The 25302-nt window shown below is 42.2% G+C and carries 29 protein-coding genes and 1 riboswitch; of the genes, 8 read left to right on the forward strand and 21 right to left on the reverse strand.

Going from position 1 to position 25302, the window contains the following annotated elements:
* Positions 1–130: 130 nt before the first annotated feature.
* The 10 genes from MHI25_RS16970 to MHI25_RS17015 form a co-directional block, all read right to left on the reverse strand.
* A complete protein-coding gene (locus tag MHI25_RS16970) occupies positions 131–1948 on the reverse strand; it encodes an APC family permease (protein ID WP_076126699.1) in 1818 nt (605 codons plus the stop codon).
* 124 nt (positions 1949–2072) lie between these two features.
* Positions 2073–2232, reverse strand: a riboswitch (cyclic di-AMP (ydaO/yuaA leader).
* A 194-nt stretch (positions 2233–2426) separates the two neighbouring features.
* Positions 2427–2891, reverse strand: a complete 465-nt coding sequence (locus tag MHI25_RS16975) for a disulfide oxidoreductase (RefSeq protein WP_076126701.1) — start codon at positions 2889–2891, stop codon at positions 2427–2429.
* Positions 2888–3604, reverse strand: coding sequence for a DsbA family protein (locus MHI25_RS16980; protein WP_076126808.1), 717 nt, complete (start codon positions 3602–3604; stop codon positions 2888–2890). The genes MHI25_RS16975 and MHI25_RS16980 overlap by 4 nt, the downstream gene beginning before the upstream one ends.
* A gap of 197 nt (positions 3605–3801) precedes the next feature.
* Positions 3802–5118 (reverse strand): hemolysin family protein, encoded by a 1317-nt coding sequence (locus tag MHI25_RS16985; protein WP_036687555.1) that lies wholly within the window; start codon positions 5116–5118, stop codon positions 3802–3804.
* A 314-nt stretch (positions 5119–5432) separates the two neighbouring features.
* A complete protein-coding gene (gene gerQ / locus MHI25_RS16990; RefSeq protein WP_036687556.1) occupies positions 5433–5897 on the reverse strand; it encodes a spore coat protein GerQ in 465 nt (154 codons plus the stop codon).
* Between the two features lie 144 nt (positions 5898–6041).
* Positions 6042–6473 carry a cell wall hydrolase gene (locus MHI25_RS16995; RefSeq protein ID WP_076126705.1) on the reverse strand — a complete coding sequence of 144 codons (432 nt, stop codon included), beginning with the start codon at positions 6471–6473 and terminating at the stop codon, positions 6042–6044.
* A 636-nt stretch (positions 6474–7109) separates the two neighbouring features.
* Positions 7110–7502 carry a DUF2500 domain-containing protein gene (locus tag MHI25_RS17000; RefSeq protein ID WP_076190442.1) on the reverse strand — a complete coding sequence of 131 codons (393 nt, stop codon included), beginning with the start codon at positions 7500–7502 and terminating at the stop codon, positions 7110–7112.
* 194 nt (positions 7503–7696) lie between these two features.
* Positions 7697–7873, reverse strand: a complete 177-nt coding sequence (locus tag MHI25_RS17005; protein ID WP_169744776.1) for a hypothetical protein — start codon at positions 7871–7873, stop codon at positions 7697–7699.
* Between the two features lie 223 nt (positions 7874–8096).
* Complete coding sequence (locus MHI25_RS17010; protein ID WP_081383369.1) at positions 8097–9386, reverse strand: hypothetical protein; 1290 nt, start codon at positions 9384–9386, stop codon at positions 8097–8099.
* A 30-nt stretch (positions 9387–9416) separates the two neighbouring features.
* A complete protein-coding gene (locus tag MHI25_RS17015) occupies positions 9417–10799 on the reverse strand; it encodes an amino acid permease (RefSeq protein ID WP_076302576.1) in 1383 nt (460 codons plus the stop codon).
* A gap of 172 nt (positions 10800–10971) precedes the next feature.
* On the opposite strand from MHI25_RS17015, the gene MHI25_RS17020 reads away from it, so the two are divergent.
* Positions 10972–11895, forward strand: a complete 924-nt coding sequence (locus MHI25_RS17020) for an L-lactate dehydrogenase (RefSeq protein WP_036687562.1) — start codon at positions 10972–10974, stop codon at positions 11893–11895.
* A 191-nt stretch (positions 11896–12086) separates the two neighbouring features.
* On the opposite strand, the gene MHI25_RS17025 is transcribed toward MHI25_RS17020, so the two are convergent.
* The 3 genes from MHI25_RS17025 to MHI25_RS17035 all read right to left on the reverse strand — a co-directional run bounded on the left by MHI25_RS17025 (position 12087) and on the right by MHI25_RS17035 (position 15006).
* Entirely contained in the window at positions 12087–13058 is a 972-nt protein-coding gene (locus MHI25_RS17025) for a glycosyl hydrolase family 53 (protein WP_340010294.1), read from the reverse strand.
* A 111-nt stretch (positions 13059–13169) separates the two neighbouring features.
* Positions 13170–14075: a tyrosine-type recombinase/integrase gene (locus MHI25_RS17030; RefSeq protein ID WP_076106781.1), complete on the reverse strand. Its 906-nt coding sequence runs from the start codon at positions 14073–14075 to the stop codon at positions 13170–13172.
* 28 nt (positions 14076–14103) lie between these two features.
* Positions 14104–15006: a LysR family transcriptional regulator gene (locus MHI25_RS17035; protein ID WP_076133707.1), complete on the reverse strand. Its 903-nt coding sequence runs from the start codon at positions 15004–15006 to the stop codon at positions 14104–14106.
* Between the two features lie 128 nt (positions 15007–15134).
* On the opposite strand from MHI25_RS17035, the gene MHI25_RS17040 reads away from it, so the two are divergent.
* The 3 genes from MHI25_RS17040 to MHI25_RS17050 all read left to right on the forward strand — a co-directional run bounded on the left by MHI25_RS17040 (position 15135) and on the right by MHI25_RS17050 (position 19021).
* Positions 15135–16457 (forward strand): amino acid permease, encoded by a 1323-nt coding sequence (locus tag MHI25_RS17040; protein WP_340393737.1) that lies wholly within the window; start codon positions 15135–15137, stop codon positions 16455–16457.
* Between the two features lie 105 nt (positions 16458–16562).
* Positions 16563–17519: an alpha/beta hydrolase gene (locus MHI25_RS17045; RefSeq protein ID WP_339281074.1), complete on the forward strand. Its 957-nt coding sequence runs from the start codon at positions 16563–16565 to the stop codon at positions 17517–17519.
* A gap of 188 nt (positions 17520–17707) precedes the next feature.
* Positions 17708–19021 (forward strand): PQQ-binding-like beta-propeller repeat protein, encoded by a 1314-nt coding sequence (locus MHI25_RS17050; protein WP_340393738.1) that lies wholly within the window; start codon positions 17708–17710, stop codon positions 19019–19021.
* A gap of 6 nt (positions 19022–19027) precedes the next feature.
* On the opposite strand, the gene MHI25_RS17055 is transcribed toward MHI25_RS17050, so the two are convergent.
* Genes MHI25_RS17055 through MHI25_RS17075 form a run of 5 tightly spaced genes read right to left on the reverse strand, consistent with a single transcriptional unit; the run spans position 19028 to position 20691 of the window.
* Positions 19028–19411: a hypothetical protein gene (locus tag MHI25_RS17055; protein WP_076126717.1), complete on the reverse strand. Its 384-nt coding sequence runs from the start codon at positions 19409–19411 to the stop codon at positions 19028–19030.
* 3 nt (positions 19412–19414) lie between these two features.
* Positions 19415–19591 carry a spore gernimation protein GerPD gene (locus MHI25_RS17060; RefSeq protein ID WP_111504304.1) on the reverse strand — a complete coding sequence of 59 codons (177 nt, stop codon included), beginning with the start codon at positions 19589–19591 and terminating at the stop codon, positions 19415–19417.
* Positions 19569–20183, reverse strand: a complete 615-nt coding sequence (gene gerPC, locus MHI25_RS17065; protein WP_340393740.1) for a spore germination protein GerPC — start codon at positions 20181–20183, stop codon at positions 19569–19571. Before gerPC ends, MHI25_RS17060 begins: the two co-directional genes overlap by 23 nt.
* Positions 20184–20225: 42 nt before the next feature.
* Complete coding sequence (locus tag MHI25_RS17070) at positions 20226–20453, reverse strand: spore germination protein GerPB (RefSeq protein WP_076126721.1); 228 nt, start codon at positions 20451–20453, stop codon at positions 20226–20228.
* Between the two features lie 13 nt (positions 20454–20466).
* Positions 20467–20691, reverse strand: coding sequence for a spore germination protein (locus MHI25_RS17075; RefSeq protein WP_036687577.1), 225 nt, complete (start codon positions 20689–20691; stop codon positions 20467–20469).
* Positions 20692–20806: 115 nt separating this feature from the next.
* Here MHI25_RS17075 and MHI25_RS17080 point away from each other — a divergent pair, with 115 nt between their 5' ends.
* Positions 20807–21265, forward strand: coding sequence for an Hsp20/alpha crystallin family protein (locus MHI25_RS17080; RefSeq protein ID WP_076126722.1), 459 nt, complete (start codon positions 20807–20809; stop codon positions 21263–21265).
* Between the two features lie 220 nt (positions 21266–21485).
* Positions 21486–21653: a hypothetical protein gene (locus tag MHI25_RS17085; protein ID WP_175618918.1), complete on the forward strand. Its 168-nt coding sequence runs from the start codon at positions 21486–21488 to the stop codon at positions 21651–21653.
* Positions 21654–21774: 121 nt separating this feature from the next.
* Here MHI25_RS17085 and MHI25_RS17090 read toward each other — a convergent pair whose 3' ends face one another.
* Positions 21775–22647 (reverse strand): GNAT family N-acetyltransferase, encoded by an 873-nt coding sequence (locus MHI25_RS17090; protein WP_340395689.1) that lies wholly within the window; start codon positions 22645–22647, stop codon positions 21775–21777.
* Between the two features lie 186 nt (positions 22648–22833).
* Here MHI25_RS17090 and MHI25_RS17095 point away from each other — a divergent pair, with 186 nt between their 5' ends.
* Positions 22834–23226, forward strand: coding sequence for a hypothetical protein (locus tag MHI25_RS17095; protein ID WP_248548701.1), 393 nt, complete (start codon positions 22834–22836; stop codon positions 23224–23226).
* Positions 23227–23338: 112 nt separating this feature from the next.
* Here MHI25_RS17095 and MHI25_RS17100 read toward each other — a convergent pair whose 3' ends face one another.
* Positions 23339–24019, reverse strand: a complete 681-nt coding sequence (locus tag MHI25_RS17100; RefSeq protein WP_076306019.1) for an SDR family NAD(P)-dependent oxidoreductase — start codon at positions 24017–24019, stop codon at positions 23339–23341.
* A gap of 153 nt (positions 24020–24172) precedes the next feature.
* Between MHI25_RS17100 and MHI25_RS17105 the strand changes: the two genes are divergently transcribed.
* Complete coding sequence (locus tag MHI25_RS17105) at positions 24173–24733, forward strand: TetR/AcrR family transcriptional regulator (protein ID WP_076306020.1); 561 nt, start codon at positions 24173–24175, stop codon at positions 24731–24733.
* Between the two features lie 126 nt (positions 24734–24859).
* On the opposite strand, the gene MHI25_RS17110 is transcribed toward MHI25_RS17105, so the two are convergent.
* Positions 24860–25273: a VOC family protein gene (locus MHI25_RS17110; RefSeq protein WP_076306021.1), complete on the reverse strand. Its 414-nt coding sequence runs from the start codon at positions 25271–25273 to the stop codon at positions 24860–24862.
* Between the last annotated feature and the right edge of the window lie 29 nt (positions 25274–25302).

Genomic DNA, 25302 nt, shown 5'->3' on the forward strand with positions numbered 1-25302 from the left:
TTGATTCTCATTCTCTGTGTCAACATATAAATTTCAAATTCTGTGGATTTGCAACAATTTCCTTCATATAAAATACAAAAGAGGTTATATTCCGAACGTTCCGGATATAACCTCATCTTTAATCTTCTACTTATTTATTTAAATGATACGGGACAGTCGCTACTACAACGTCCTTTTGATTCATTAGATACGAGCGGATTAAAAAGCTGGTCTGATTATGAAGCACGGCTTGCCACCAATGTTTGGTAATAAACTGTGGAATCAGAATCGTGATGTGATCCGTCGCAGCGGTCTTCCACTCTACCGTATCGATAAACTTCACTAACGGACGAATGATACTACGATATCTGGAACGAAGAACAATCAGGCGTACACCTGGATTCCATTCCTCCCACCGTTGCTCCATCTTATGAATGTCTTCTTCATCAAAGCCTACATACACAGCAACAACATTATCTGTTAGAGACTTCGCATAGCTGATGGAATGTAATACAGCACGTGTAACCCCTGCAACAGGAACAACTACAGTACTTCCTTTAATTACAGGTTTATCAGTAGCCGGACATATACGCAGTTGATCCGCAGTGTTCAAATAATGCTTATGAATACGGTGGAACACGAACATTACAGCAGGTAAGAAAATGAATGCCATCCATACGCTCGAGAATTTAGTAATGATAAATATAAGCGTAATCGTCAATGTAGTCAGCATACCGATGGTATTTACTACAAATCTTTTCACCCATCCAGCGGGTCTTGTTTTGATCCAATGCACCATCATCCCCAGTTGGGATAAGGTAAAAGGAATGAACACGCCTACCGCATATAGTGGAATCAAACCTTCCGTATTCCCATGGAATGCAGTCACAAGTATGATAGACATAACTCCTAGAAAAATAATGCCGTTTGAGAAGCCCAGGCGGTCACCACGGACCATAAATGCATGTGGCAGATATTTATCTTTTGCAAACATAAAGGCGAGCAGCGGAAACGCTGAATATGCTGTATTAGCTGCCAAGAACAAAATCACTGCTGTAATCCCTTGAATGAAAAAGTACAATCCGCCACGGCCAAAGGTCGATTCAGCGATCTGAGAGACAACCGTAGCCTTTTCATCTGGCACAATACCATACCAATACGCCAGCACAGTGATTCCGGTAAACATAAAGCCAAGGATAAGTCCCATGATCATTAGCGTCTTGGCTGCATTCTTCTCAGCGGGTGCTTTAAAGTTTGGGATCGCATTAGATACGGCCTCAACCCCCGTTAGGGCTGAACAACCAGAGCTAAACGCTTTTAATAGTAGAAACAAACTTACATTAGATACGGCGCTGCCTATTTCAGGAACATTCGCATGCGCGCCACCCATTGCATATTTAACGATACCGGAGATAATCAGAACAACAATCGAAACCACAAACAAATACACTGGAATTGCGATAAATGAAGCCGATTCAGTCACTCCGCGAAGATTAATGATTGTTAATAAAACGATAACAGATACAGCGATGAGAACAGTATGATTATGAAGACTTGGAAAAGCCGATGTGATCGCATCCGTCCCTGCCGAGGCACTAACCGCTACGGTAAGAATGTAATCCACCAATAATGAACCCCCAGCGAGCAGCCCTGTCGGAATACCAAGATTACTCTTGGCTACGATATAAGCTCCGCCTCCTTGCGGATAAGCAAAAATCGTCTGCCGATAGGATAAAATCAGGATGGCCAGCAGGCCCAATACGGCTAATGCAATTGGCAGGGAATACCAGATGGCAGTAAACCCGGCAGCCACCAGTACAATCAGAATTTGTTCCGTTCCGTAGGCTACAGACGAGAGCGCATCAGAAGACAGGACAGCCAGTGCTTTAACCTTGGATAACTTTTCATGATCGAGTTCATTCGACTTCATCGGACGTCCGATCAATAGTCGTTTTACCTTGCTTACCATGGTGGATACAGTTCCTTTCTTTGGGAGCTGAAACGGAATTTCCGTGCGCTGTTTTCATCGGTGGATTTCATAAATGCAGACACAAAAATAAGCATACGGAAATGATCCGCATGCTTATGCATGGTCATTTTCCCACCTTGCTTACGAGGTTAGCTGGCGGATTCGGGCTGTGGTTATAGCCCTACGGTAGAGGTCTGTTCGACCCGGTTCCGATTCACCCCATTGGCATGAATGCCAAGTTTGGTTCCCCCGTTTTTCCTAAGAAAATTCAGCGCATATTCAACTTCTCACAAGGTCTAATATTAGTCTACAAAGTGCCTACAGTAAAGCGTTGAAAAAAATGAAAAAAGAATGAAAAAACATCCAATAAGCTCAAATATAGCGTCTTATTGGATGCTCTCTTTCATTATCTTCAATTATCCCTCTAGCCCGTGATTTTAATACCTTTTCAGCTTTTTTGTACCTTCCAAAGTAAAAACTAAAATCCTAAGCTCTCCTCAGCATCTACTTCAATCACTTCTTCTTCCCTACGTCCATACCAAAGAAGGAGACTTATTAGAGCAAACGCTATTAAAGCTAACAAAGGAATCGTTATAAATCCGAAGTAGTTCAAGTAATCTTTATTACAAGGAACACCAACTGTACAAGGTAGAACTTTACTTAACGCTGGAATCTTCTGTTCCGCATAATGATAGATTGAGATACTGCCACCAATCAAACTTAATGGAAGCACATAAGGAATGATGCGCTTATCTCCACGGAAAGTGGCAATTCCCAACAAAAATAACTGCGGATACATAAAAATCCGCTGAAACCAGCAAAGCTTACAAGGTTCATACTTCAAGACTTCACTTAAATACAAGCTACCAGCTACAGCAACCAAAGAGACGAACCAGGCCAGATAGAGGCAGTTACGCTTGCAAAAAGATAGGAATTTTGTCACTTTGCCTCCACTGCTTTTGCGGCGGTGTTAATTTCAGATGTAATCGCTTCAATATCGAAAGGTTCAGCCGTTTTCACTCCATTAATGTAGAGCGAAGGCGTAGTTGTCACGCCTGCGTCAGTTGCCAACTGAATGTCTTTCTTCAGCTCATCTGCATAAGTTTTCTCTTGGATGTCTTTACGCAACAGATCGTAATCGATCGCTAATTTCTCTTTTTCAGCAAGGCTTACCAAGAAATCCTCAGTGGCCCATTCCACGCTCTCATCCCCTTGCTGCGCATACACAGCATCATAGAACTTCCAGAATTCATCCTTATTCTGATGGTATACAGACAATGCAGCTAGTGAAGCTGTCTCAGAGTCAGGACCAACGAAAGCCATATTTACAAAGTAAAGAGCTGCTTTTCCCTCGTTGACAAAATCTTGAACAATTTTCGGTTTCATGGAGCCAGCAAACTGGGAACAAGCTGGACATTTGAAATCACCAAATTCAACAAGCTTAACAGGTGCATCCTCATTACCAATCCTAGGTAGCTCACTGTAATTGAATTCTACCGGTTCTCCTGTAGAGACATTCTTTGCTGCATCTTTCGAAGCTAACATAAACAATCCAACAAAAATGATAACTACTACAGCTATTGAACTAATAACTAAAATTCTCGTTTTCTGCTTCTGTTGCTCCTGTTCTACCCGTCGTTTCTCTTGTTTGCTCAACTGGGGAACATTTGGACTTTTTTTAGGTTTACTCAAGGAGAATTCCTTTCTGTCCTCTAGGGACTAATGTAGTTTTTATCATATACATTTAAAATTATATAATTATTAATCTCTTTTTGGCAAACAGTATGGTCAAAAAAAACAGCGTGACTCCAAAAGGAGAAACGCTGCTCTTATTTTAAAAATATAAAATTCCATCAAGCTCCAGCTTCTTCATTCAATAACTGTAACCGCAATAGCTTAATTCGAGAAATTCGCTTATTCTCAGTCTCTTCTACAATAAATAGATGATCATCAAATTCTACGGATTGCCCTTTTTGAGGTGGATTAACCTCCAATTTAGAATACAGCCAGCCGCCTATCGTATCGTAATCCTCAGTCTCCATATGAAGACCTAAAAGATCATTAATCTCTTCAATAAGCATCAAACCGTCAATGGAGTGTTCATCCTCGCCAAGCTTCTCAACACCGGGACGTTCCTCATCAAATTCATCCTGAATTTCTCCAACAATTTCCTCCATGATATCTTCCAGTGTCACCATTCCTGAAGTACCCCCATACTCATCGATCAATATGGCGATTTGTGTCTTCGCACGCTGCATAACTTTCAGCAAAGCACTAATCTGAATGGATTCCGGCACGGTCAATATTGGACGAATTAATTTCTGATAACTTTGTGGACGATCCTTAATTAAGTCCTTTATATGGATGAAGCCTAAAATATGATCCTTATCACCGTCACAGACGGGATAACGTGTCCTCATGCCATCATAGGCAATCTCAAGGTTCTCCTCAGCAGAAACATGATTATTCAGACAGATCATCTCTGTCCGCGGAATCATGATCTCCCGAGCCATGGTATCCACAAATTCAAAAATATTGTCAACTAACGCCATTTCAGTATTATCGATAAAGCCGCTTTTGTTACTTTCCTGCATGATAATACGAATTTCTTCTTCCGTATGCGCCGTTCCCAGCTCTGAAGCCGGGGCTAATCGGAAAATTTGCAGTAAACCACGCGCCAGCCCATTAACGATCCATATCACTGGATACATGATTTTGTAAAATACATTCATCGGTCCTGCTGTTAGTAAAAGGACAGATTCAGCCTTGTTAACAGCAATGGTCTTAGGTGCAAGCTCACCTAATACGATATGCAAGATAGTAATGAACATAAGAGCAATAACCAAAGATACAACATTAACAGCAGTTTCTCCTAAACCTATGCTTCCTAATAAAGGCCCGATAAGATTAGCTATAGCTGGTTGACCCAGCCACCCTAATGCAAGCGAAGCCAATGTAATGCCGAGCTGACAGGCTGAGAGATAGCCATCCAGGTTGCTGACAATGCTTTTTGCATTAAAAGCTTTTTTACTACCTTCTTCAATCAGGGTATCAATTCTACCACTTCGTACTTTCACCATTGCATATTCGACTGAAACAAAAAATCCGTTTAACAATACCAACAAAATAATAAGACCAACATGTAATATACCGGGTAAAGGGTCGCTCAATTTATACTCCTATCCACCATTTTCCGTACATGGATGGATAGGCCCACCTCCTTCGTTTTTTCAGAGTATTGGCAAAATGCTTGCCGGTTGTTCCTTTCAGTATCAATTTCCCAATGGTTTCATCTCCAGTCTAGAATCACGTTTTTGAATATATACTTTATTATATTAATATATTGGGGCAAACCGCAAGCATGCGTGTCCTTTTGAAAAAAAATGGGCGATGATTATCAAGATTATTCCATAAATTCATCACAAAAAAAAAGAACTCCTAACCGTTTGGCGTTGGAGTTCTTCTCATTGAAGATAGGTTAAATTTAGCGACAATTTCTCATCGTTGGAGGATTGCCAATTACACCTGGGTATTGGTAAGTAAGGGGCTCATCGAAGGTAGCATAATCAAAATAAATCATAAGTAAGACGGTGCGTTGGCCAGTCGCAGGGTCACTGATAATAATGTGGTCACGGCCTGCCGCTTCCAGCACACCCTTGTAAACTTTGGCATTCCAGTCTTTATTGTTCTCATAAGTAAAATAAAACGTACCTACTTTTCCTAAATTCAGGCGGAAAATATTCTCAATGTAGGATTGTTCGAACGTTTGTGGTGGATTCTGAACTACTACTCCCCCTGGAGTCATTGGACTACCACTGCTTACTTGGGGTGGCATGCTGCCCATGCCTTGCATTCCTGATGACATCGGCATTCCGGAAGACATTGGCATACCTGAAGAAGAGACACTACCGATGGTATAAGTTACGGGGCGGTAAGGTTGAACGATCATTTACTGAAACCTCCTAAATGTTTATCAGAGCATGAGCTCCTTTGGACACTAATGAAACTTACATTTGGACACAATTGAAATCACACTAACTTTCTGTGAGAATTACTCATTTTATTGAGTAATTCTCTTTGCACAGTTACCATGCTAATTGCCGATAAATACAGTCGGGCAATCTTCTCCGGTCGGAGTAAAGAAGCAATGGGCTTTAAAGCGGCCTGTGTTTTGTTGGTTATACCAGGTTGCAGGACAATCACCTGCGGGTCTGAAGAACCACAAAGCATTGGTAGCTGGCCAGGTTCTTTCACCAGCAATTACACGTTTGGCTAGACGGATATCTGCTTCTCTGGCTCGCTGGTAGAAGTATCCCTTCTGCGGCGCTTCGAAACCTCCAGGACTTTGATAGACCATATCATTCACATTCCGAATGTTATTAAAGTCCAAGCAATTGCCAAGAATCCGGTTGACGCCAACATTGCCGACCATGAGCATGCCGAGATCTCCATCTTCCTCAGCTTCCGCTCTCATCAACCGCGCCAGCACCTTCACATCTTCCGAGTTCGTTTTGATGACGGCCACGCTGTCTCCTCCTTGGGGTCACTTCTTGTAGCAACCTCGTTCTTAACTGCATGCTGTATAGTATGTGCATTCGCCTAAGAGGTGACAGTTCCCGCCTATTTTTTAGAGTAGGGATCTTTCCTTTTAACCACTCAGCAAATCCCCATTATCTACACTCTAAGCTGCGTATGTCCAATTACATTTGCGCTGCAGCGTCTGAGTCGGGGTCGGTGGCAGCGTCGAATCGGTGCTGATATCGATGTCAATGTCAGCACCCGCTCAAAAGGCGCTATCGGACACAGCTGACCTTATTCGCGATATTAATCCACTTTTCGGATTCTAACGGACCCCAAAGCCCCTATTGGCCCGCAAAGCACCGATTATAAGCCTCTTTCTAATGAATAGCTGCATTGGAGTCCGAAACTAGGCTCAAAAGACTGTGAATTTGCAAATAACGTCATCTGGGTCCGCAAGGTGAGAGGGTAATGAATATCTGACACTTAATAGATGATCGCACCTACAGTGAGCTTTGAGAGCTACGGTATCAGTGAGCTTTGAGAGCTACAGAATCAATGAGCTTGAATGGTACATAACCAAAACGCAAAACAGCGATCCACCATGAGCATGAGGATCGCTGTTTTGATTTAATACATATGACTACTCCGCAGTTGAGTATTGTGCCTGTCGTTGGAATCCATGATATCTGGTTCCTTGATAAGTAAGCATTCCTCTATCGCCTTCAGCACTCAAGCCATATTCATGGCCATCTACTTTAAATTCCATGCGACTACCGCCCTCCAGCTCGTACGTTAAATAGTAAGTTGTACTAGTACGAGTTGAGCCATTCTCTTCCTGAAGCTGCTGCTGTCGTACTTCAGTCCGTTTGCTAACGATATGCGCAGGGATTGTTAGTATGGGGGAGCCATTGTTCCTGCCCCATTGAAGCAAGCCCCTGCCTGCTGATATAGCAAGAATACCAATCATAACAACGATAAAGATCGGCATCACCGTTCCGGCAAAATCAAACATCCATGAAAGATCCGGGCCCATTCCCATGACAGTTTCCCCCTTCTTCCTCTTGTTATTCAGCCTAATTGCTGCGTTCTGGGTACTTCTGTACATGTATATGCCTCATCTAGTCCAGAAAGCATTAAATAAGTGAGACTAGATGCAAAAAAGACCACTTCGTTTTCTTAGAAATCAAGAATTCGAGTGGTCTCTATACAGAGTTTTCAGTTATTAAATTAAGCATGAACTAGGTCTAGCAATTTCTTAGTTTCGTCCGTCTGATCGTCTAACATTCCATTCTCAGCCCAGCAAGCTCTGCATTGTTCTTCAGTTTCACAAAGATGAGCGTCATCACAGTTGTAGCAAAGTTGCAAAAGGTTTCTTGTCATATAATCTGTTTCGAATGTTTTCATTGTAATCTCTCCTATTCGATGTCTGAGTTTGTGAAAATTTGAACTTGTTTTCTATGTGTTAAATATATCACAGGATTCTTTAAATGTCATGTGATTTTTTTCACATTTATAAAGAAAATTTTAAATAAGTTTTTTCCTTATATTCAATCATTCACAAACAACAATAACCCCCCACTCTTCTAACAACAAAAGAACCTACCATCAGGCAGGTTCTTATTCCTTATTACATTACGCGCCAGCTGATACCACCATTCGTAGTCTGTAACAGTATCGAGCGCTTGTCCTCTTTTTTCTCAATCAAAAGCCACCCCACCTCAGTGGAAAAAAACTGCAGCTTTACAATCTCCGGATATTCCAAAAGCTTAGATCGCAGTACACTGCTCTCTTTAAGAGGTAACCAGGTCGCTCCTTGATCAATCGTATGGTAAAGGGTGTCGCCGAGTATGGTCCAACCGATCTGTGAATTCAAAAAAGTCGGAGCAATTAGACGATTAACACCAGCTTGTGCGTTCAATCCAAAGGAAGCGAATTTCCAATTAGAGCCGCCGTTAGCTGTAAAATATCCATGGTAAGTGATCGTTTTTTCTTTATCCTTTTGACAGCCAACAGACATCCAACCAGTAGACTTACTAGCATCGAAGAACTCCGGTTTGCCAGTAATTACTCGGTCACAATCTTCTAAACGTTCGTTAACTAGAAAAGCTGGCCCGAGGCTCCAGCTCTTACCGCCATCTTTTGTCATAAAGATTTTGGGAAGAGCACCTGTCTGTAGTGTCACAAATCCATGTGTACTATTGCGAAAAATCATTCCAGTGGTGACCCCGGCAAACGGTATCGAATCATTTGGGAAATTCGGATTGTATTGCTCATTCTGCATCACTTCTTCCCAAGTGGCCCCACCGTCTGTCGTTGAAAAAAGTGCCTTGTTCTCTTTATTGGAAGAAGCGTTCCATGAGGTCATTAGCCAACCCTTTCTGGGTGAGTTGAAATATACAGAGGATACTGTATTCACATCTCCTAAAGATGAGATTTTCCAGCTTTGGCCACCATCTGTGGTTCGCAGCACAATCGTTTCTGTCGAGCCAAAAGCACTTCTTATAATCCAACCATGAGATGGATCCGTGAAGAAAATCCCCTTCCCATACACAGGATTGGAGAGGAACTGCACATTTGGTGCTGGTGAAATATTAGCCCAAGTTGCTCCGTTATCCCGGGTCAAGTACAACCGGAGTTCGTTTTTGGTAACCCCCCAGGCCAGACCCTCACTTTCACTAAGCAGCTGAAAATCTGTAAGACGAGTCTGAATTTGATATTTCGGAGCGCTATCATTGTCAATATGATTGGCGTCTGGAGTAATCAGGGTTATCGTCTGTCCTTCTTCAGGTGCCTCTGTCGGCTGGGGCTGCTGAGTAGGTTCAGGGGGAGGAGATGAACAAGCCGTGACCACCCACGCTAACAAAATCAGCATCAATATTAATCTTATTCCCTTCAATCCAGCAATCTTAGATGCCAATAACCTCTCTCCTCTCGGATGGATTGAATCTTATTTATGATTCAAATTACTATTACGATAGCCATATAGTGCATAGATTAGAAGTCCAACAACTGTCCAAATTAGAAAACCAATCCAAGTCTCACTTCCTAGATTATACATCAAAATACCACAAGTTGCCGCACTTAACAGCGGAATGAAAGGTACCCAAGGAACTCTGAACCCTCTTTTTAAATCCGGATGAATATATCTAAGCGCGATTACCCCTAAAGACACTACAAAAAAGGCAAACAATGTTCCTATGCTTGTCAGATTTGCCAACCGGTCCAGTGGGATGAAACCCGTTAACACAGCTATTAAGATACCTACCATCCATGTGCTTCGTACAGGTACCTGTGTTTTAGCATTAATCTTAGATAAACTTATGGGCAGTAGGCCATCACGTGAGATGGCAAATAACAGCCGAGTTTGACCGAATAACATCACGAGCAGTACCGTAGTCATTCCCGCAATGGCTCCAACAGAGATCAGACCGGCAATCATATCCTGATTTACAAAGCGAAGCGCATAAGATACAGGATCACTAACATTGAGATCAGTATATGGAACAATACCCGTTAATACGAGTGAGACAAGAACGTACAAGACAGTACAGATAGCAAGGGATGAAATAATTCCAATCGGCAAATCGCGTTGTGGTCTTTTCACCTCTTCAGCAGCGGTTGCTAGCGCATCAAAACCTATGTAGGCAAAAAACACTGTGGCCGCGCCATTGATCACGCCATGGTACCCAAAAGGGAGAAACGGAGTCCAGTTCTCTGGCTTCACATAGAAAAATCCTGTTACGATAAATAGAAGCACCACTGCTATTTTGATAAAAACCATGATTGCGTTAAAGCGTGCCGTTTCTTTGGTTCCCCGAGTCAGTAAATAGGAAATTAACAAAATGATGATTACTGCAGGCAGATTTATTATTGTACCCGCTTGTGCATTATAAGCCCCCGATAGTGCGGTTGGAAGATGTATCCCAAAGCCCTCTAATAACCCCTGAAAATACCCTGACCAGCCGCTGCTTACAGCCGCTGCGGCAACTCCGTATTCCAAGACAAGATCCCAGCCTAAGATCCAAGCTAATAGTTCTCCAAAGGCTACATAACTATAAGCATAAGCACTCCCGGAAACAGGAATGGTCGAAGCAAATTCCGAATAACATAATGCCGAGAGCACACAGGCAAACGCCGCTAGTAAAAAAGAAATTATAAGACCAGGACCTGCATGTTCTGCTGCGGCAACTCCTGTCATTACAAAAATACCTGTGCCGATAATGGCTCCTACCCCAAGCATTGTTAGATCCAGGGCACCCAACGTCTTGTTTAACTGCGTCCCCTCAGAACTTGTGGGTATGTGTAGAGCCTTTTTACGAAATAAATCCATCCTTACATTCTCTCCTGTCTAGTCTTGCTAAGATAATGAAATAAAAATCACATTTTAGTATGGCCTTAATTAGGGTAATGCATTAAATAAGATCAGCTTGAAAACACTACCGTTAACGATTATGATGGACAAGATTGAAACCAAAAATTTGAAATATTAAGGAGATGGAGACATGGCCCCCCCAAAACCCAATCGGGTCGTAGTTATCGGTACTGGAGCAGTTGGTACAACTACAGCCTATACATTATTGTTACGTAGACGTATGCCCGAACTCGTACTTATTGACGTTAATCATCAGAAAGCACTTGGCGAAGCACTGGATATGAATCACGGCATGCCTTTTGTCGGCGGTGTGAAGTTATGGGCTGGTACTTATGAAGACTGCCGTGAAGCAGATATCATTATAGTCACTGCCGGTGCATCACAAAAACCGGGAGAAACCCGGATAGATCTGCTTCGTAAAAATATTTCGATTTTTAAAGATATCATTGAAAAAATAACAAAGTATAACCAACATGCCATTCTACTTATTGCAACTAACCCTGTAGATATTCTGTCTTACGCGACTTTGAAAATAAGTGGGTTTGACCGCAGACGTGTAATTGGTTCTGGTACGGTACTTGATAGTGCTCGTTTTCGTTATTTGATCGGTCTTCACAAAGAAATCGATCCTCGCAGTATTCACGGACAGATCATCGGTGAACATGGAGATTCAGAGCTTCCGGTTTGGAGTCTTGCGAATGTAGCTGGGATTGATCTTGGTTTTGACGAAGCAGAACGCGAAGAAATCTTCCAAGATACCAAGAATGCAGCCTATGAAATTATTGATGCCAAAGGCTCAACCTCTTATGCAATAGCTCTTGCACTGGACCGAATTGTAGTCTCCATTCTTCATAATGAAGGCGCCGTGTTGAATGTTTCTACTTTATTAAATAACTATAACGGGGTTTCGGATGTCTATCTCGGTGCGCCTTGCGTAGTAGATCGCTCGGGTGTTCGACAGGTACTGGACCTCCCACTCAATGAAACCGAACAGGCTTTATTCCAGAAATCCGCTGAGAAGCTAAAAGCAGAAATAGCTAAGCTAGAATTGTAAGCGAATATGGCTGGAAACAGCCCTTTTTGACTACAAAAGACACAAGAAACCGTCCTTTTTATATGTGGAGCGTTGCCTCCACTATGAAAAGGACGGTTTTTAATATAACACGAATTAACTTAGCCTGCCAATGACAAAAAGATCCTTTAGCAGGCCAGGCTCACCTGAAATTCCGGATCTTTTTTATCAATTTATTTAGTGATAGGTTGCTTGTAATATTCTTTGAGAACTTGTTCGGCTTTTTTGCCATAAATATCAAAACCACGGTCAATGGAAGCCTCTTCCAAGGCATATAATTTCGTGCTCCAGTCCCACCAGAAGTAACCGGCAAACCAAGGTTCATTCCAGAATGCTTCCAGCGCTGACCGATAGAAGTTGGCTTGTTCATCTTCTGAATACGGTAAGTCTGTGTATGTAAAGTCCCATGGCATGGTGGCACATCCATGCGCACTTCGGCATCCAATCTCGATGAATACGAGAGGCTTGCCAAATCGCTCAGAAAGTGACTTAAGCCGCGGTTTCTGCCGCTCCCAACCTGCCAGCATATTCTCATAAGAATCTCCCGGCACGGAAGCTACCGGATAATAAGCGCTGGTTCCGATAAAATCCACCTCATCCAGCCACTCGATTCCTTCTTCTTTGCCATGATTGGCATTATAAATGATCGGCCCTGTATAAAGATTGGTGACCTCTTGAATCAATTGTCTCCATTCCGCAGTTCTAGACTCTGTGCCTACCATTTCGCAGCCGATACAGAACATCTCACATTCAAGCTCTTCCGCCAACTCTGCATAGTGTTTAATGAAATTTGTATAAGAACGGAACCATGCTGCCCAATAAATCTCTCCCTCTTCCGGAAATCCAATCCTAGCTCTCCAAATGCCATCCCTCGAATTCACAACCGGTTTAAGACAAACTTTAAGACCAAGCTGTTTTGCCTGTTGTACCGCATGTGCGAGATCACGATCTGTCACCGTGTAACCGTAATCATAATGAATTTCTGTTGAATGCACTGTGTCTTGCCATGTCCAAAAAGATAAGGCGATCCATTCACTTCCTGTCTCCGCCAGCTTTCTCATCGAATCTTCTGCATATTCTGTACGGTATTCACCTCGTTTTGATCCCCAGCCATAAGTCATCCCTTTTAGAAATACATCCTTCACGATTAGGACCTCCTATAAAAAACTCTTAATAACTGTTAGAATAAATCAATACCGTTATAATAACAAGTTATTTTTGTTATCAATTTTCTGAGGAGGTTTCTTTCTTTTCTATCACAGCTGGATTTGCAATTTAGACATAGCCTCTTCCTTCTCACGACTGGTAATATGTGTGTATACGGTTGTAGTCTGGATCGAGGAGTGACCAAGCAGTTCCTGTACAGTGCGCAGATCTGCCCCTTTTCTCAGCAGCATGGTTGCAAAGGAATGTCGGAGCTTATGACTTGAATACGGACGTCGCTGTGCTGCTGGCACATCCCTTTGGAAACGATCAAAGGTATCTGCTGCAATTTGCTGAATGCCGCGGATCGACAACCTGCGTCCTTTTTGTGAAATGAACATCGCTTCCTCTTTACTGCGCCAAGGATCTAACCTTTCTGCTAACGCAGAGTCCAGAAAAGGCACTACATCCTCGGGAACCGGCACATTACGCCATTTACGCCCCTTCCCAAACACACGGAGAGAATGTCTTTCTACATTATAATCACTCAAATTCAGTGTGTGGACTTCCCCCACCCGAAGCCCCATATAGGACATCAACAAAAAAACTGCTAAATTGCGCTTTTTGTATTTACCATCTATAGAAGATAAAAACCGACCCAGATCACTTTCATCTAAGTAGACCGGCTCACGATTGATCTCCGTTTTGGATTTCTTAATCCCGGCTGCCGGGTTGTTCTGAAGTAATTCCAGCTCGATCAATGCCTTGAAAAAACAGTTAATCGCAGCATGCTTCCGGTTACGGGTCGCATCACTCACTCCACGTTCGCGGACAGAGGTCAAAAAAGAAATGACATGCAGCTTCTTCACCGTCTCAAGCTTTTTACCATTCAGGCTGTCTAAAAATTGTTTCACATCTACTAAATAGGATTTTTGCGTATAGGGAGTGTACCCGGCATCCTTCATCCAGATGAGAAAGGCCTCCAGCCCTTCTTCGTAGTCTTCACACCACTCATTCATGCCTTAGAGCCTCCTTGTTAACGTTGATCTATATTAGACTTCTCCATTGCTCAGCATGTTTTTGTATCGCAAGTAAGAACTCCGTCAGTACGGGCGATTTCCATTTCTTATGATGATAGGCGATCTGCGTCGCCACACGCTGTGATTCATCATTCCAATTCAACCTGGCAAGTTTGCCTTCGGAGAGTTCATTTTTCACAGTAATTAATGGAAGAAAGGCAATGCCAAGATCAGCCATCACACATTGCTTTATCGCCTCGATGCTCCAAAACTCTAACGTGGGGTCAGGAAAAACACCGTAACTGTTCAAATGCCGTTCAAATAAAGTCCGGTAGGAACAGCCCGTTTCGGTATGAAGTATGGTCACTCCTTTTAAATGAAGGGGTTCTACCTCAGCAAGATTTAATAAGGGATGATCTGGCGCTGCGATCAGCGTCATCGGCTCATGTACTAATGTTTCTATATTTAAATCTTTATCTTCCGTCTCAGGTTGCAACAAGAACGCTAAATCCAGTTCACCCGAACGGACAAAATCTGATAGTTCCCAGCAAGCTCCAGGCTTCAGAAGAATTTGCACCTTCGGATATTTAGCGCGAAACTCCTTAATAATACCTGGTAAGCGAAAAGCAGCTAGAGATTCAGGAGCCCCAATCCGTAAAGAACCCGTAAGTTCACTATCCGAACGTAACGCGTCCTCTGCTAAAGTGTGCATTCTGGATATTTCTTGAGCGAACGGGAGCAACCGACGCCCTGCGTCGGTTAGGATAATCTTTTTACTGATCCGATCAAATAATGGCTGACCAATTTCAGACTCTAGTGCTTGGATTTGTGCAGTAATACTGGACTGTGCATAATCAAGCTTCTGTGCTGCTCTAGTAAAACTGCCCGTCTCCACTACCACTAAAAAGGTAAAAAGATGACGTGACTCCATGAATTTCCCCCTAAATGAAAATGAACCATCGGAATATCGAATGGATACTATTCAAAAATTCTGTTTTTCCAATGGATCTATTATCTGCTACTCTAGAACAAAAGACAAGGAAAGCAGGATAAAAAAACATGAAGGAATCCGGTTCAAACACTTTACAAAAAAACATTGGCATGCCTCAGGCTATTGCCCTTTACATCGGGGCTGTGTTGGGTTCTGGGGTCTTAATTGTTCCTGGTTTAGCTGCAGAAATGGCGGGTCCCGCTTCATTACTGGCGTGGGGATTTATGTCGTTGCTGATTTTGCCGATGGCCTTATCAATGGGTCTGCTCTCTGCTAAATTCCCTAACGCTGGAGGCGTGTCCCATTTTGTAACGCTTGCTTTTGGTCCAAAAGCTGGCTCACTGGTAGGATGGTTCTTTCTGATGTCCGTTCCGATTGGCGCACCTGTTGCTGCACTGACTGGAGCTGGTTATATGACCGCCGCTATGGGCTGGGACGAATCTGCAAGAATTACTATTGCCGCTATTATGTTGGTCATTGGCCTGATTACGAACTGGATTGGTATGCAGGTAGCTGGAAAGGTACAAATAGCGGTAGTTATAGCGATTGTTGCTGTGCTGGTCTTCTCCTTTGCTACTGCACTGCCCCGTATGGAAGTCGAACACTTCACTCCCTTTATCCCACATGGATGGATGAGCATTGGCCAGGCTGCTGCAATCTTATTCTGGTGTTTTATTGGCTGGGAGGCTGTCTCACACCTATCTGAGGAGTTCAAGGACCCACAGCGTGCCGCCGTTAAAGGAGTAACTATCGCCGCTATTATAGTAGGGATTCTATATTTTCTCTCCGCACTAGCAACTGTTGGTACACAAAGCTACCTCAAAGGTGGATCAAGCACTTCACTCGTCTGGATTATTAGTCAGCCTCTTGGGCGCTGGGGAGGATTTATTGCCGGACTTACCGGTCTGTTCATCTGTACAGCCACAATTATTGCCTATACAGGAGCTGCCTCACGTGTGGCTTATGCTTTATCCCGCCAAGGCTCTGCGCCGAAATGGATGGGTAAAATATCCAAACAGTATCATACCCCTATCGGTGGCATAGCTTTTCTTCTGCTCTGTTTTGTATCGGTGATGACGCTGTATGGCAGCGGGTCCCTTTCCATCACCACTCTGATCCAGTTTCCGAATGCTACTTTTATCCTGACTTATATCGGAGGTTGTGCTGCAGGAATACGTCTGCTCAAAGGAAGTCGCTTAGGTGTGACGATAAGTTGGATTTCTTTTTTAGCAACAGCTGCTGTGTTTCCTTTTACGGGCTGGGCAATAGGCTATCCGCTACTCATCACTTTGGTGTTCGTTTGGATTATCCGTAATAAGCGTAAACAGAGGATACGTGTCAGTGAAGAGATTGGTCCTAAAACGCATGAGGAACAACAAAAGGTGTTGTAAGGCTCTAACTAGTCCTAAACGGGCATTCGTTTCAGCAGCTGCTTAGATGGTTATGGAATGAAGAGGGTATACTAGACTATGACCAGTCAAAGGAGACGATAAATCATGCCAAACAAAACTAAGATTATTCTTGAGCCAGCTGCTCAAAAATTTGCCGATGATAATGCGAAACCTCCCTTTCTACCTGACCTTGGGCCAGAAAAAGGCCGTGAAACGGTAGATAGCGTACAATCCAGTGAGATATATAAACCTGAAGTTGATATTGAAGATCTAATGGTGCCAGGTGGACCTAACGGTGATGTTTCCATAAGAATCGTTCGTCCCCCAAGCTCCTCATCAGCGTCGCTGCCTGTTATCCTGTACATTCATGGCGCAGGCTGGGTGTTTGGGAATGCTCATACCCATGATCGTCTGATCCGTGAACTAGCTGTCGGAGCGGAGGCAGCAATTATTTTCCCAAATTACAGCCTCTCTCCAGAAGCTAAATATCCTACAGCTATTGAAGAAATCTATGCAGTACTCCAGTGGACAGCTGAAAAAGGAAGCGAGCACGGATTAGATACTAGCAAGCTTTCTATAGCCGGAGACAGTGTTGGTGGGAATATGGCCGCTGCTATTACTCTAATGGCTAAAGAACGGAGTGGGCCGAAGATAGCGAAACAACTATTATTCTATCCGGTAACGGATGCCTCGTTTGATACTGAATCCTATCATGAGTTCGCCAAAGGCTATTTCTTGCAGCGGGACGGCATGAAATGGTTCTGGGATCAATATACTACTGACCCTGAGGAACGTAATCAAATCACGGCCTCCCCTCTTCGGGCTAGCCTAGAACAGCTACGGAATTTACCAGATGCACTGGTCATTACTGGTGAAGCAGATGTGCTACGGGATGAGGGTGAAGCTTATGCCGCCAAATTGCGGGAAGCTGGCGTGAATGTTACGGCTGTCCGCTTCCAAGGCATCATTCATGATTTTGTCATGCTGAATCCTTTAGCCGAGACTCATGCTAAAAAAGGAGCTATCAAGTTAGCGACAACATGGCTTCGTGAAGGTTTCTAAACAAATCAACTGTTGACATATTCTTTTACTAGGCGAATTGGTTCACACAGAATTCTTGTGCGAAACTGATTCGCTTTTTATTGTCAACATAATATTTATTATGTTAACAAGTGTATTTTTACAATTGAGAAACAAATATCCATTCTCTGCGTCAATATATTATAAATTATGTATAAGGAGCTAAAATCGTGAAATATGTACCGTTTATCCTAAAGACCGTTATATCTTCCTCCTTGCTCGTATCTGGAGCTGGTATATATTTGTCTAGTGCTCAAGCAGCAGTAACAACCTCTGCCTCCTCTTCAACAACCGTCGACTCTATCACCACAATTCAACCCTTATGGCACGACAAGGCAGATGGTCAAGGGATTTATAGCCAACAGACCCCTATTGCAAATGGATTATTCTATTATTCATCAGGCGGGACACTAAAGGCCGCCGATCTCACCACAGGCAAAGTTAAATGGTCCTACAAAAACGGAACAAATCCTGAGATTATAACGAATAACTCGGTTTTCTTTATCACTTATGAGGGTTATCTTGTAAAAGTTAATGCTCAAACGGGGAATTTGCTTTGGAAGGTTAAGGCTGCCAAAGATTCGATTGAGATCGGTGCTTTCGCGGAGTTAGTTAACGGAGTGTTGTACTTCCGGAACGAGCATGGTGGAATTGCAGCTTATCATCCGGTCACTGGTAAAAAGATCTGGGAGAATAAAGACATCCCTATGTATGTAGGAAGTATCGACGGCCTTTATAACGGGGTATTGGTAGTATCCAGTACCGTTGATAATAGACGCACACAGTTTTTCGGTCTCGATCCGGCTACAGGCAAGAAGTTATGGAGAATTCAGGGATTTTATAGCTTTGTTGCTTACCGGGATGGTGAATTATTACTCCGCGAACAAGCCAATGCTGCAAATGATGCCTCTAACGTGCCTCTTAAAGGCTATCAGTTGACCCTGGTACATGTTGATGTTAAAACTGGAAAAGCGAAGACCAAAAAGAACTATAAACCGCTCGAAGATGTCAGTAGACTCGGTAATTATTTCACATCACTTCAAGGCTCGTATCTATATACAGTCGATGGAGGTTTAGACCAATGGGGTGGTCATCCACTATACCGCTTTACCTTAGGTCAAGAAACAACGAGTGAACCCAAAAGTTATCAGGAGTACGGAAATTGGGTGGCTGGACCAGTAAATAACATGGCTTTTTTCCAAAAGGGTGCACAGATCACTGGCGTTCAAATGAACGATAATCGCATTATAAGCTTCAACGGACCGGACAGTCCAGCGCTTAGTGTTCAATTGATCGGTAAGGGGATTTACACTGGCTATGAGAATGGCTACTTCTATATCATAAATGCAGAAACAGGCAAAGCGCTTGGCAAAGTAAAGACCGGAGCACAACAATACGGCACACTATTTAGTGCGAATGGTATTCTCTACATCCAGACGGAGCATGATATATTCGCGATTTCCCTGCCAAAAGAATTAAAATAGTTGTTGTTACTCCTCATCTTTTGCAGCCACTTCTCGTTTAAACTCACTGGTTCGACTCTCCAGATGAACTGACCCGCTGTTTCCAATCTGGAAGGTCGTGCCAGACCCAATCGACAGAATTTTTATATATTGTATATTAATCATTGATTCTGCGGAATCCTTTAATATCACAAATTCATCCGCTTCATTCCCTTGCTTTGTCCATACAGGGATAGGGATGTCTATGAGTGTAGTATCTTTCGGGTGATTATTAATCTCCCTTATGTTAAAAAGATAATTCTCCTTGCTTCCCAGGAATTTAGATTGAACCCGGTCTACAGATCCACAAATAAAAATAGAACTGTCGGACAGATTGTTGATATAAACATCTTGTATGCGTGAGGTGTGCATAGGTTAACTGCCTTTTTTGACTTGATCTGGAGCGCTCTGAGTATATTCTATTACGCTGTCAAACGCCGAGGAGCAATGAATGGATTGAGTATCCCCTACTAAAAATACTGATGAACCTGAGATCGAAACGACTTTCACTGCATTGACACTAATATCTCTATTGATCACCGTTATCTTCATTCGTCTCCCGCCTTCCGGTTATATTTATTTCCAAATGCCGCTCTACTGCCATAACGATATCTCGTTTGATTTGCTCTACAATAGAAGCGCATTCCTCGTCAGTGTATCCAAGCCCTTCTTCTGTGGTAGGGAGTTGGTTTACATACTCGTTAATCCGTCCATCCATCTGATTCAGCAGATCCTGAGTCACCATTTGGATATATTGCTCATCAATGCTTAAATTCTTCTCTTTTTCTATACGTGAAAATTGCGAGGGAACCTCTTCTTGCACATACTTCAAAATCTGTGGGCGAATCTGATCCGATAAATCAGTTGTACCTACCTCCTGCTCTCCAATAGGTTTACCGTTGATCATCGCTTCATCCAGATTGTTTCCCTCATTCGGTGTAATGCCTATATTTAAAGTGCCTTCCAGCTTTTCGATTTTTAATTGTTCAAAATGATAATTGATAGGTCCTATACTTGCAGATTTATTGTTCTTTATGCTGTCTACATCGCCTTGCAAATCGCGAAGTTGCTTCTCTAGCTGTTGAATCTTCTCCGCTTGCAACCTTAGTGTATTAAAAACCTGCTGAGCATAATACGGATGCATACAACCCCCTCCTATGGTTTATTGTATGCGGGGACATAGAGCCTAATTCAGATGTGCATATAGTTCCGCCGCTGGCGGTAAGGATACAAGGGGTGAAGCCATTTTTTCCACTGGAGTCGTTGGAGCTGATGATGGAGCTCCAGAGGTCTCATAATTATGAGACAAAGTATTGATTCGTCCCGATGTACCAATCTGAAGTACCGAGGAATTAGAGATAGTGCCGATTTTTAGATTATAGATCGATATGCATTGATATACCGTAATGTTCATTTAAACCCCACCCTTAAGGAGGTGATACTTGATCCACCACATCTGAATCCATCGTATTTGTACTGCTGGCCGCATTATTCGTTATATTCGTACCTATGGAGTCACCTATGGAGAAGGAGTTGGCACCGGCATAAATTTTAGAGTTGCTGCTCAGGATAACGGATGCCGTATTTCCTACTAAGACTGTGGAGCTGGGGCCTACGCTATTGATTTTAATATTGCCGATGATTGAAACCACCAAACCACTCCTCCTTTCGGAATGATAAGCTATTCTATGTAGATATTCGCCCAGATGTCACTGAATAAGTCAAACGCCCATACAATGGATAAAAAACCGTAGGAGGCGCAGAGCTATGAGTCCCAATAAGACGAACCCTTTAGATTGGATGAATGAAGATCCCTTTTTTAAGAAAAAGTTATCCTTGAAAGCTCTTGAAGAGCAGTGGAAGTTGGATCCTAACCAAATTGACGGGTATGTCGAAAAAGTAATCCGTGAAGCAACTGCAGCGACCTCCTCTTCATTTATGAACGAAACCACAAGTTTAAGTTTTGAGCATATCGACACTCATAATCACCTGATTACCAAAATTCGTATTCCGAACGGAATTCACCCCGAAAGTATATGGGCACAAATCAATCGCACACAAATTAAATTAACAGGTTTAGGAAAAGATCATAGCGAGATTATTCAGTTGCCAGTTCCCGTCATTCCAGATCAGAGCAGAGGCACTTATAAACAAGGTTCCCTGCAATTCAGAATGCCTAAAATGTCAGCGGGAAGATTCAAAGACATCGACATCCGTTATTTATAAAATATTCCTTTAAAATCCACCTGTTTTACTCGTCCAAGTGCCCCATTCCCCCTAAAAAAACGTCTTAAAATCAAAACAGCGTATAATTTAAGTTATACGCTGTTTTTTGAGGGTATTTTTTGCCCCTTTTTCATCCGATTTTCTATTCTTTTCGCTCTTCGAACTTTAAGTTCCTCTTGGTCATAAGATGGAGTATCCAGAGTAAAGGTGGGGGCAAATCATGTCTAAAAACAAACGTGGCAAAGCACTTTGGCGCATTCCATCCCGGGCCAGAGGAACATGTCCGATCTGTGGCAGCACACGTATTAAGCTGTTGTACTTCGGGAAAGGCATTTCAGGTGAAAAGCTTAACGTATGTAAGAAATGTGATGGGAAGCAAAAGGTATGAAAGCATTTAGCAGATAATTCACAGAACGGGTTACCAAATAAAGTGCGACCTTAACCTCGAACCTAAGCTCGACAAAAAAGCTATCGCACTTTGCTTGGTAATCCTTCACTTTCAAAAACTTTTATAGTTCAATCCGATAGCGTCTTTCCTCATTCGTTAGAATGAATCCGACAGATTCATATAGCCGTAATGCAGAATCATTTTCCGTAAGCACCATCAGACATGCCTCTTCCAGTCCGTGGGTTCTAAAATAGCTTAATGCTTGAAAAAGCATGTACTTAGCAATTCCGGATCTTCTCCATGGCTCAAGTACAAATACATTTTCGATGTAGCCACCCTTCTCTTCCTGCCAGACCATTAAGCTACCCGCAACCTTCTCCCCTTCTCGAACAACAAGTGATGTCCAGAGCGGATTTTGTTTAAATTCAGCTAACCGTTCTTTCCCTAGCGGAGTTTCCGGCCAAATCTCAGCTTCTAATTCCAAATAATGCTCGTCTTCTTCAGGCGTCTCCATATTCCAGGTTGCGAATTCAAGTTTCTTAGCCAGAGTGGGTTCAGACAAGCCATCACTTAGATTGTGTTTCATCTTAAATAAGCTATTATAATGAGAGAAGCCCTTCACTTTTTCGAAAAATTGAGCATTCAAGACTTCTGCCGAATCGTTCCCTATACATAGAGTAGTTTTGTAATCCTTTGATAACGTTTCTTTTAATTCGAGTGCTCTTAATAAGAGTGACTGATAAACTTTTTCTAATAAATCATAATCGCCTTCACGTTCTGGTATTGTTTTTAAGTTCAGGTAGATCGAATGTCTGCTATCCTTGGAACGGCCGGGCGGAACAATATTGATGATGCTCACTTGACCTTTGGCCACCATTTTACCGTCCTCGAAAGCGCAATATACATTTTCCCAATTTTCCTCAGTGCCAACCCACCAAAAAACAACATTTCCCTTTGAAGATACTGAGTTATAAAGTTCACCAAGTAATGGCATGTCACCTTGTTCAAAATGACGGATAATAGTCAATACAAAACCCCTTTTCAAATCATTAATATGGAATATATTTATAATAACATGCAAGTCCACGCTTGATTTGGTAATGAATTTTTATAACTAACTTCTCCTTGTTGTAACATTTTTTAAGTAACCCCTGTCTTACTTATATAGGGGGACTGAAGGATGAGAAAACGATTTTTTATAGGGATTACGATATTTCTGATTACTTGTGGAGTTGCTCTTGGTGTAGGGACGATATCAAATCTTCTGAGTCCGTTTAAAAGCTTCTCAGTCATCGTAGATAATCAATCTGATGTTGATATTAACTCTTTCGAAGTAGGATTAATTGGTGCGGATTCAAAGAAATTGTATACAAGTCCAATAAAAGCAGGACAAAAGAAAAAATTCAAACCAAAATTGAGTTTAAATGGTGAAGGTGCTATATATCTTCGATATACCAACTCTAACGGACAGTCTAAAGAACAAACCGTGTGCGGTTATACCGAATATTTATCAGGTCATTCCAAAGTCACGATTACTAATGAACGCACAACCGTTGTTCAGCAATGTAATTAAATCCATTCACATCTGACCTTCAATCCTGCTTCACTCTGATGAGAGATATGTCTTCTAATAGGATAAAAAGCCGCCATTAAGGCGACTTGCTAATCAAATAAGATTTAGTTTTTTAATTTGGAAGATGGGTCGGATCCAATCCTAGAGGGAATACTTCCTCAAAGTTATCTTGCTTTTCATATAAGCTATACCAAGTCTCTGCAATAACATCAGGATCACCAGCTGTTCCTGCTTGTATCATTGTCCCTATGGAAAGATGGCCGACAAATACTCCTTTATCTATTAACTCATTGTGTAAAGCAGTAGCATAATTTCGTATACCAGACATAACAATGCCGCCATTTCCTACAAAAGGCAAAGGGAACATAGCAGAAATACCAGTGGTAAAAAGAATGGCTCCTGATCCTCTATGGATCATATCGGGTAATACTTCATTAACCGAAAGAACGGCGGGCAGCAAGTAACTGTTTATTTGTTCCAACACACTTTGAGGTGTAGTTTCCAGCACATGAGTGAATTTATCCCACCCTGCATACGGACTGAACTCTAGTACATCGATTGAACCAAACTCTTTTATTATCGCTTGAAAGACTTGTTTTAGAGCTGCTAAATCTGTCACATCCGCTACAAAAGATTGTGCTTCAATATTAAGTTTCTTAAGTTCACTAATGATCATTGATAATTTCTCGGGATTGCGTGAAATGACAGCCACCCTAAATCCATTAACTCCGAATTTTTTAGCTAGAGACAATCCTAACCCAGGCCCTGCACCCACGATAACAATATTTCTCATTTTTGATGAACTCCTTTTCTATGATATATTAAAGTAACAGCTGTTGCTTTAATTGCTAATATACAGCTACTAATTTAATGTATCAATCAACAATCAACCTGCAATTGTTGCTATAGCAACAAGATTGCTAAATTGTTGGGTAGGAGTGAAGTAATGGCTACTAAAGTAAACAATATTCGGCTGACACAGACTAAACAGTCTTTAATTGACTCCTTTTTACGGTTAGTTTCCCTGAAGGATTTTGAGAAAATAACAATCATCGATATAACAAAGGGAGCTAAAGTTAATCGAGCCACGTTCTATGCACACTTTAATGATAAATATGAATTATTGGATTATATTATGGGTGATTCGGCATCCGCTGCTATTGTAAAACATACTGAAGGTGAAATTAAATTCGATCAAGAAGGCATCACTCAACTCGTATTATCGGTATTCGATTTCTATCAGCAACCTAACATACAATGCCGCAGCAGTTATATAGGGATGGTTGTCCCTCAATTGAAAGAGAAGATTATAAATGAGCTGAAGGTTCACTTATCTAACGCTTTAGGAGATATCTACCCAGATCACGGGAAAAGCTTTTATGTACCTATCATCGCACAAATGATCCATGAAGGTGTCTATCAATGGGTAACAGGGAATAATACTATAAATCAACAAGAAGTCGCCGAGAGAATTTCATCATTAGTCTTACGTGGGCTGCAATCGTAATTTAAAATCAGAAGATTCCTCAGACCTTTCCGCTGCCTGACACTAAGGGGCCGAGCTCGTCATTTACAGACGAACTCGGCCCCTTGTGATACAGAATATTATCTGACCGTGCAACACATCAATCGATTACACATTTCCCGAAAGATTTAATTGCCATGACACACCAAATTGATCCGCTACCCAGCCAAATTTCGAACTGAATGGATATTCGCCTAGTGGCATAAGCACCTGTCCACCCTGGGATAATGCTGCATAGACGCGGTCAATTTCGGCTTCACTTTCACAATTCACATACAAGGATACTGCTGGAGTAAAGGTGAATCCATGCTTCACATAGCTATCTATACACATAAAAACTTGTCCATGTAATGAAAAAGTAGCCTGCATGACAGTCCCTTCAGGGCCTGCTTCATTTGCTCCATAACGTTTAATACTGATGATTTCGGAGTGATCAAATAAAGAAGTATAGAAATTCATAGCTTCTTCAGCCTTTCCTTCGAACATTAGAAATGTCATTATCTTTTGATTCAGTTCCTTCATAATCTTCCAGCTCCTTAAAGTAATTTTAT

It is taken from the genome of Paenibacillus sp. FSL E2-0177 (genome assembly GCF_037992975.1).
GTDB classification, from domain to species: domain Bacteria; phylum Bacillota; class Bacilli; order Paenibacillales; family Paenibacillaceae; genus Paenibacillus_AQ; species Paenibacillus_AQ odorifer.

Excerpts from the sequence above, each read along its gene's own strand:
- MHI25_RS16970 (WP_076126699.1), bottom strand. The coding sequence starts at position 1,948 with ATGGTAAGCAAGGTAAAACGACTATTGATCGGACGTCCGATGAAGTCG.
- gerQ (WP_036687556.1), bottom strand. The coding sequence starts at position 5,897 with ATGATCGTTCAACCTTACCGCCCCGTAACTTATACCATCGGTAGTGTC.
- MHI25_RS17000 (WP_076190442.1), bottom strand. The coding sequence starts at position 7,502 with ATGGGCCCGGATCTTTCATGGATGTTTGATTTTGCCGGAACGGTGATG.
- MHI25_RS17005 (WP_169744776.1), bottom strand. The coding sequence starts at position 7,873 with ATGAAAACATTCGAAACAGATTATATGACAAGAAACCTTTTGCAACTT.
- MHI25_RS17015 (WP_076302576.1), bottom strand. The coding sequence starts at position 10,799 with ATGGATTTATTTCGTAAAAAGGCTCTACACATACCCACAAGTTCTGAG.
- MHI25_RS17020 (WP_036687562.1), top strand. The coding sequence starts at position 10,972 with ATGGCCCCCCCAAAACCCAATCGGGTCGTAGTTATCGGTACTGGAGCA.
- MHI25_RS17030 (WP_076106781.1), bottom strand. The coding sequence starts at position 14,075 with ATGAATGAGTGGTGTGAAGACTACGAAGAAGGGCTGGAGGCCTTTCTC.
- MHI25_RS17035 (WP_076133707.1), bottom strand. The coding sequence starts at position 15,006 with ATGGAGTCACGTCATCTTTTTACCTTTTTAGTGGTAGTGGAGACGGGC.
- MHI25_RS17040 (WP_340393737.1), top strand. The coding sequence starts at position 15,135 with ATGAAGGAATCCGGTTCAAACACTTTACAAAAAAACATTGGCATGCCT.
- MHI25_RS17045 (WP_339281074.1), top strand. The coding sequence starts at position 16,563 with ATGCCAAACAAAACTAAGATTATTCTTGAGCCAGCTGCTCAAAAATTT.
- MHI25_RS17055 (WP_076126717.1), bottom strand. The coding sequence starts at position 19,411 with ATGCACACCTCACGCATACAAGATGTTTATATCAACAATCTGTCCGAC.
- MHI25_RS17060 (WP_111504304.1), bottom strand. The coding sequence starts at position 19,591 with ATGAAGATAACGGTGATCAATAGAGATATTAGTGTCAATGCAGTGAAA.
- gerPC (WP_340393740.1), bottom strand. The coding sequence starts at position 20,183 with ATGCATCCGTATTATGCTCAGCAGGTTTTTAATACACTAAGGTTGCAA.
- MHI25_RS17070 (WP_076126721.1), bottom strand. The coding sequence starts at position 20,453 with ATGAACATTACGGTATATCAATGCATATCGATCTATAATCTAAAAATC.
- MHI25_RS17080 (WP_076126722.1), top strand. The coding sequence starts at position 20,807 with ATGAGTCCCAATAAGACGAACCCTTTAGATTGGATGAATGAAGATCCC.
- MHI25_RS17085 (WP_175618918.1), top strand. The coding sequence starts at position 21,486 with ATGTCTAAAAACAAACGTGGCAAAGCACTTTGGCGCATTCCATCCCGG.
- MHI25_RS17090 (WP_340395689.1), bottom strand. The coding sequence starts at position 22,647 with ATGCCATTACTTGGTGAACTTTATAACTCAGTATCTTCAAAGGGAAAT.
- MHI25_RS17095 (WP_248548701.1), top strand. The coding sequence starts at position 22,834 with ATGAGAAAACGATTTTTTATAGGGATTACGATATTTCTGATTACTTGT.
- MHI25_RS17100 (WP_076306019.1), bottom strand. The coding sequence starts at position 24,019 with ATGAGAAATATTGTTATCGTGGGTGCAGGGCCTGGGTTAGGATTGTCT.
- MHI25_RS17105 (WP_076306020.1), top strand. The coding sequence starts at position 24,173 with ATGGCTACTAAAGTAAACAATATTCGGCTGACACAGACTAAACAGTCT.
- MHI25_RS17110 (WP_076306021.1), bottom strand. The coding sequence starts at position 25,273 with ATGAAGGAACTGAATCAAAAGATAATGACATTTCTAATGTTCGAAGGA.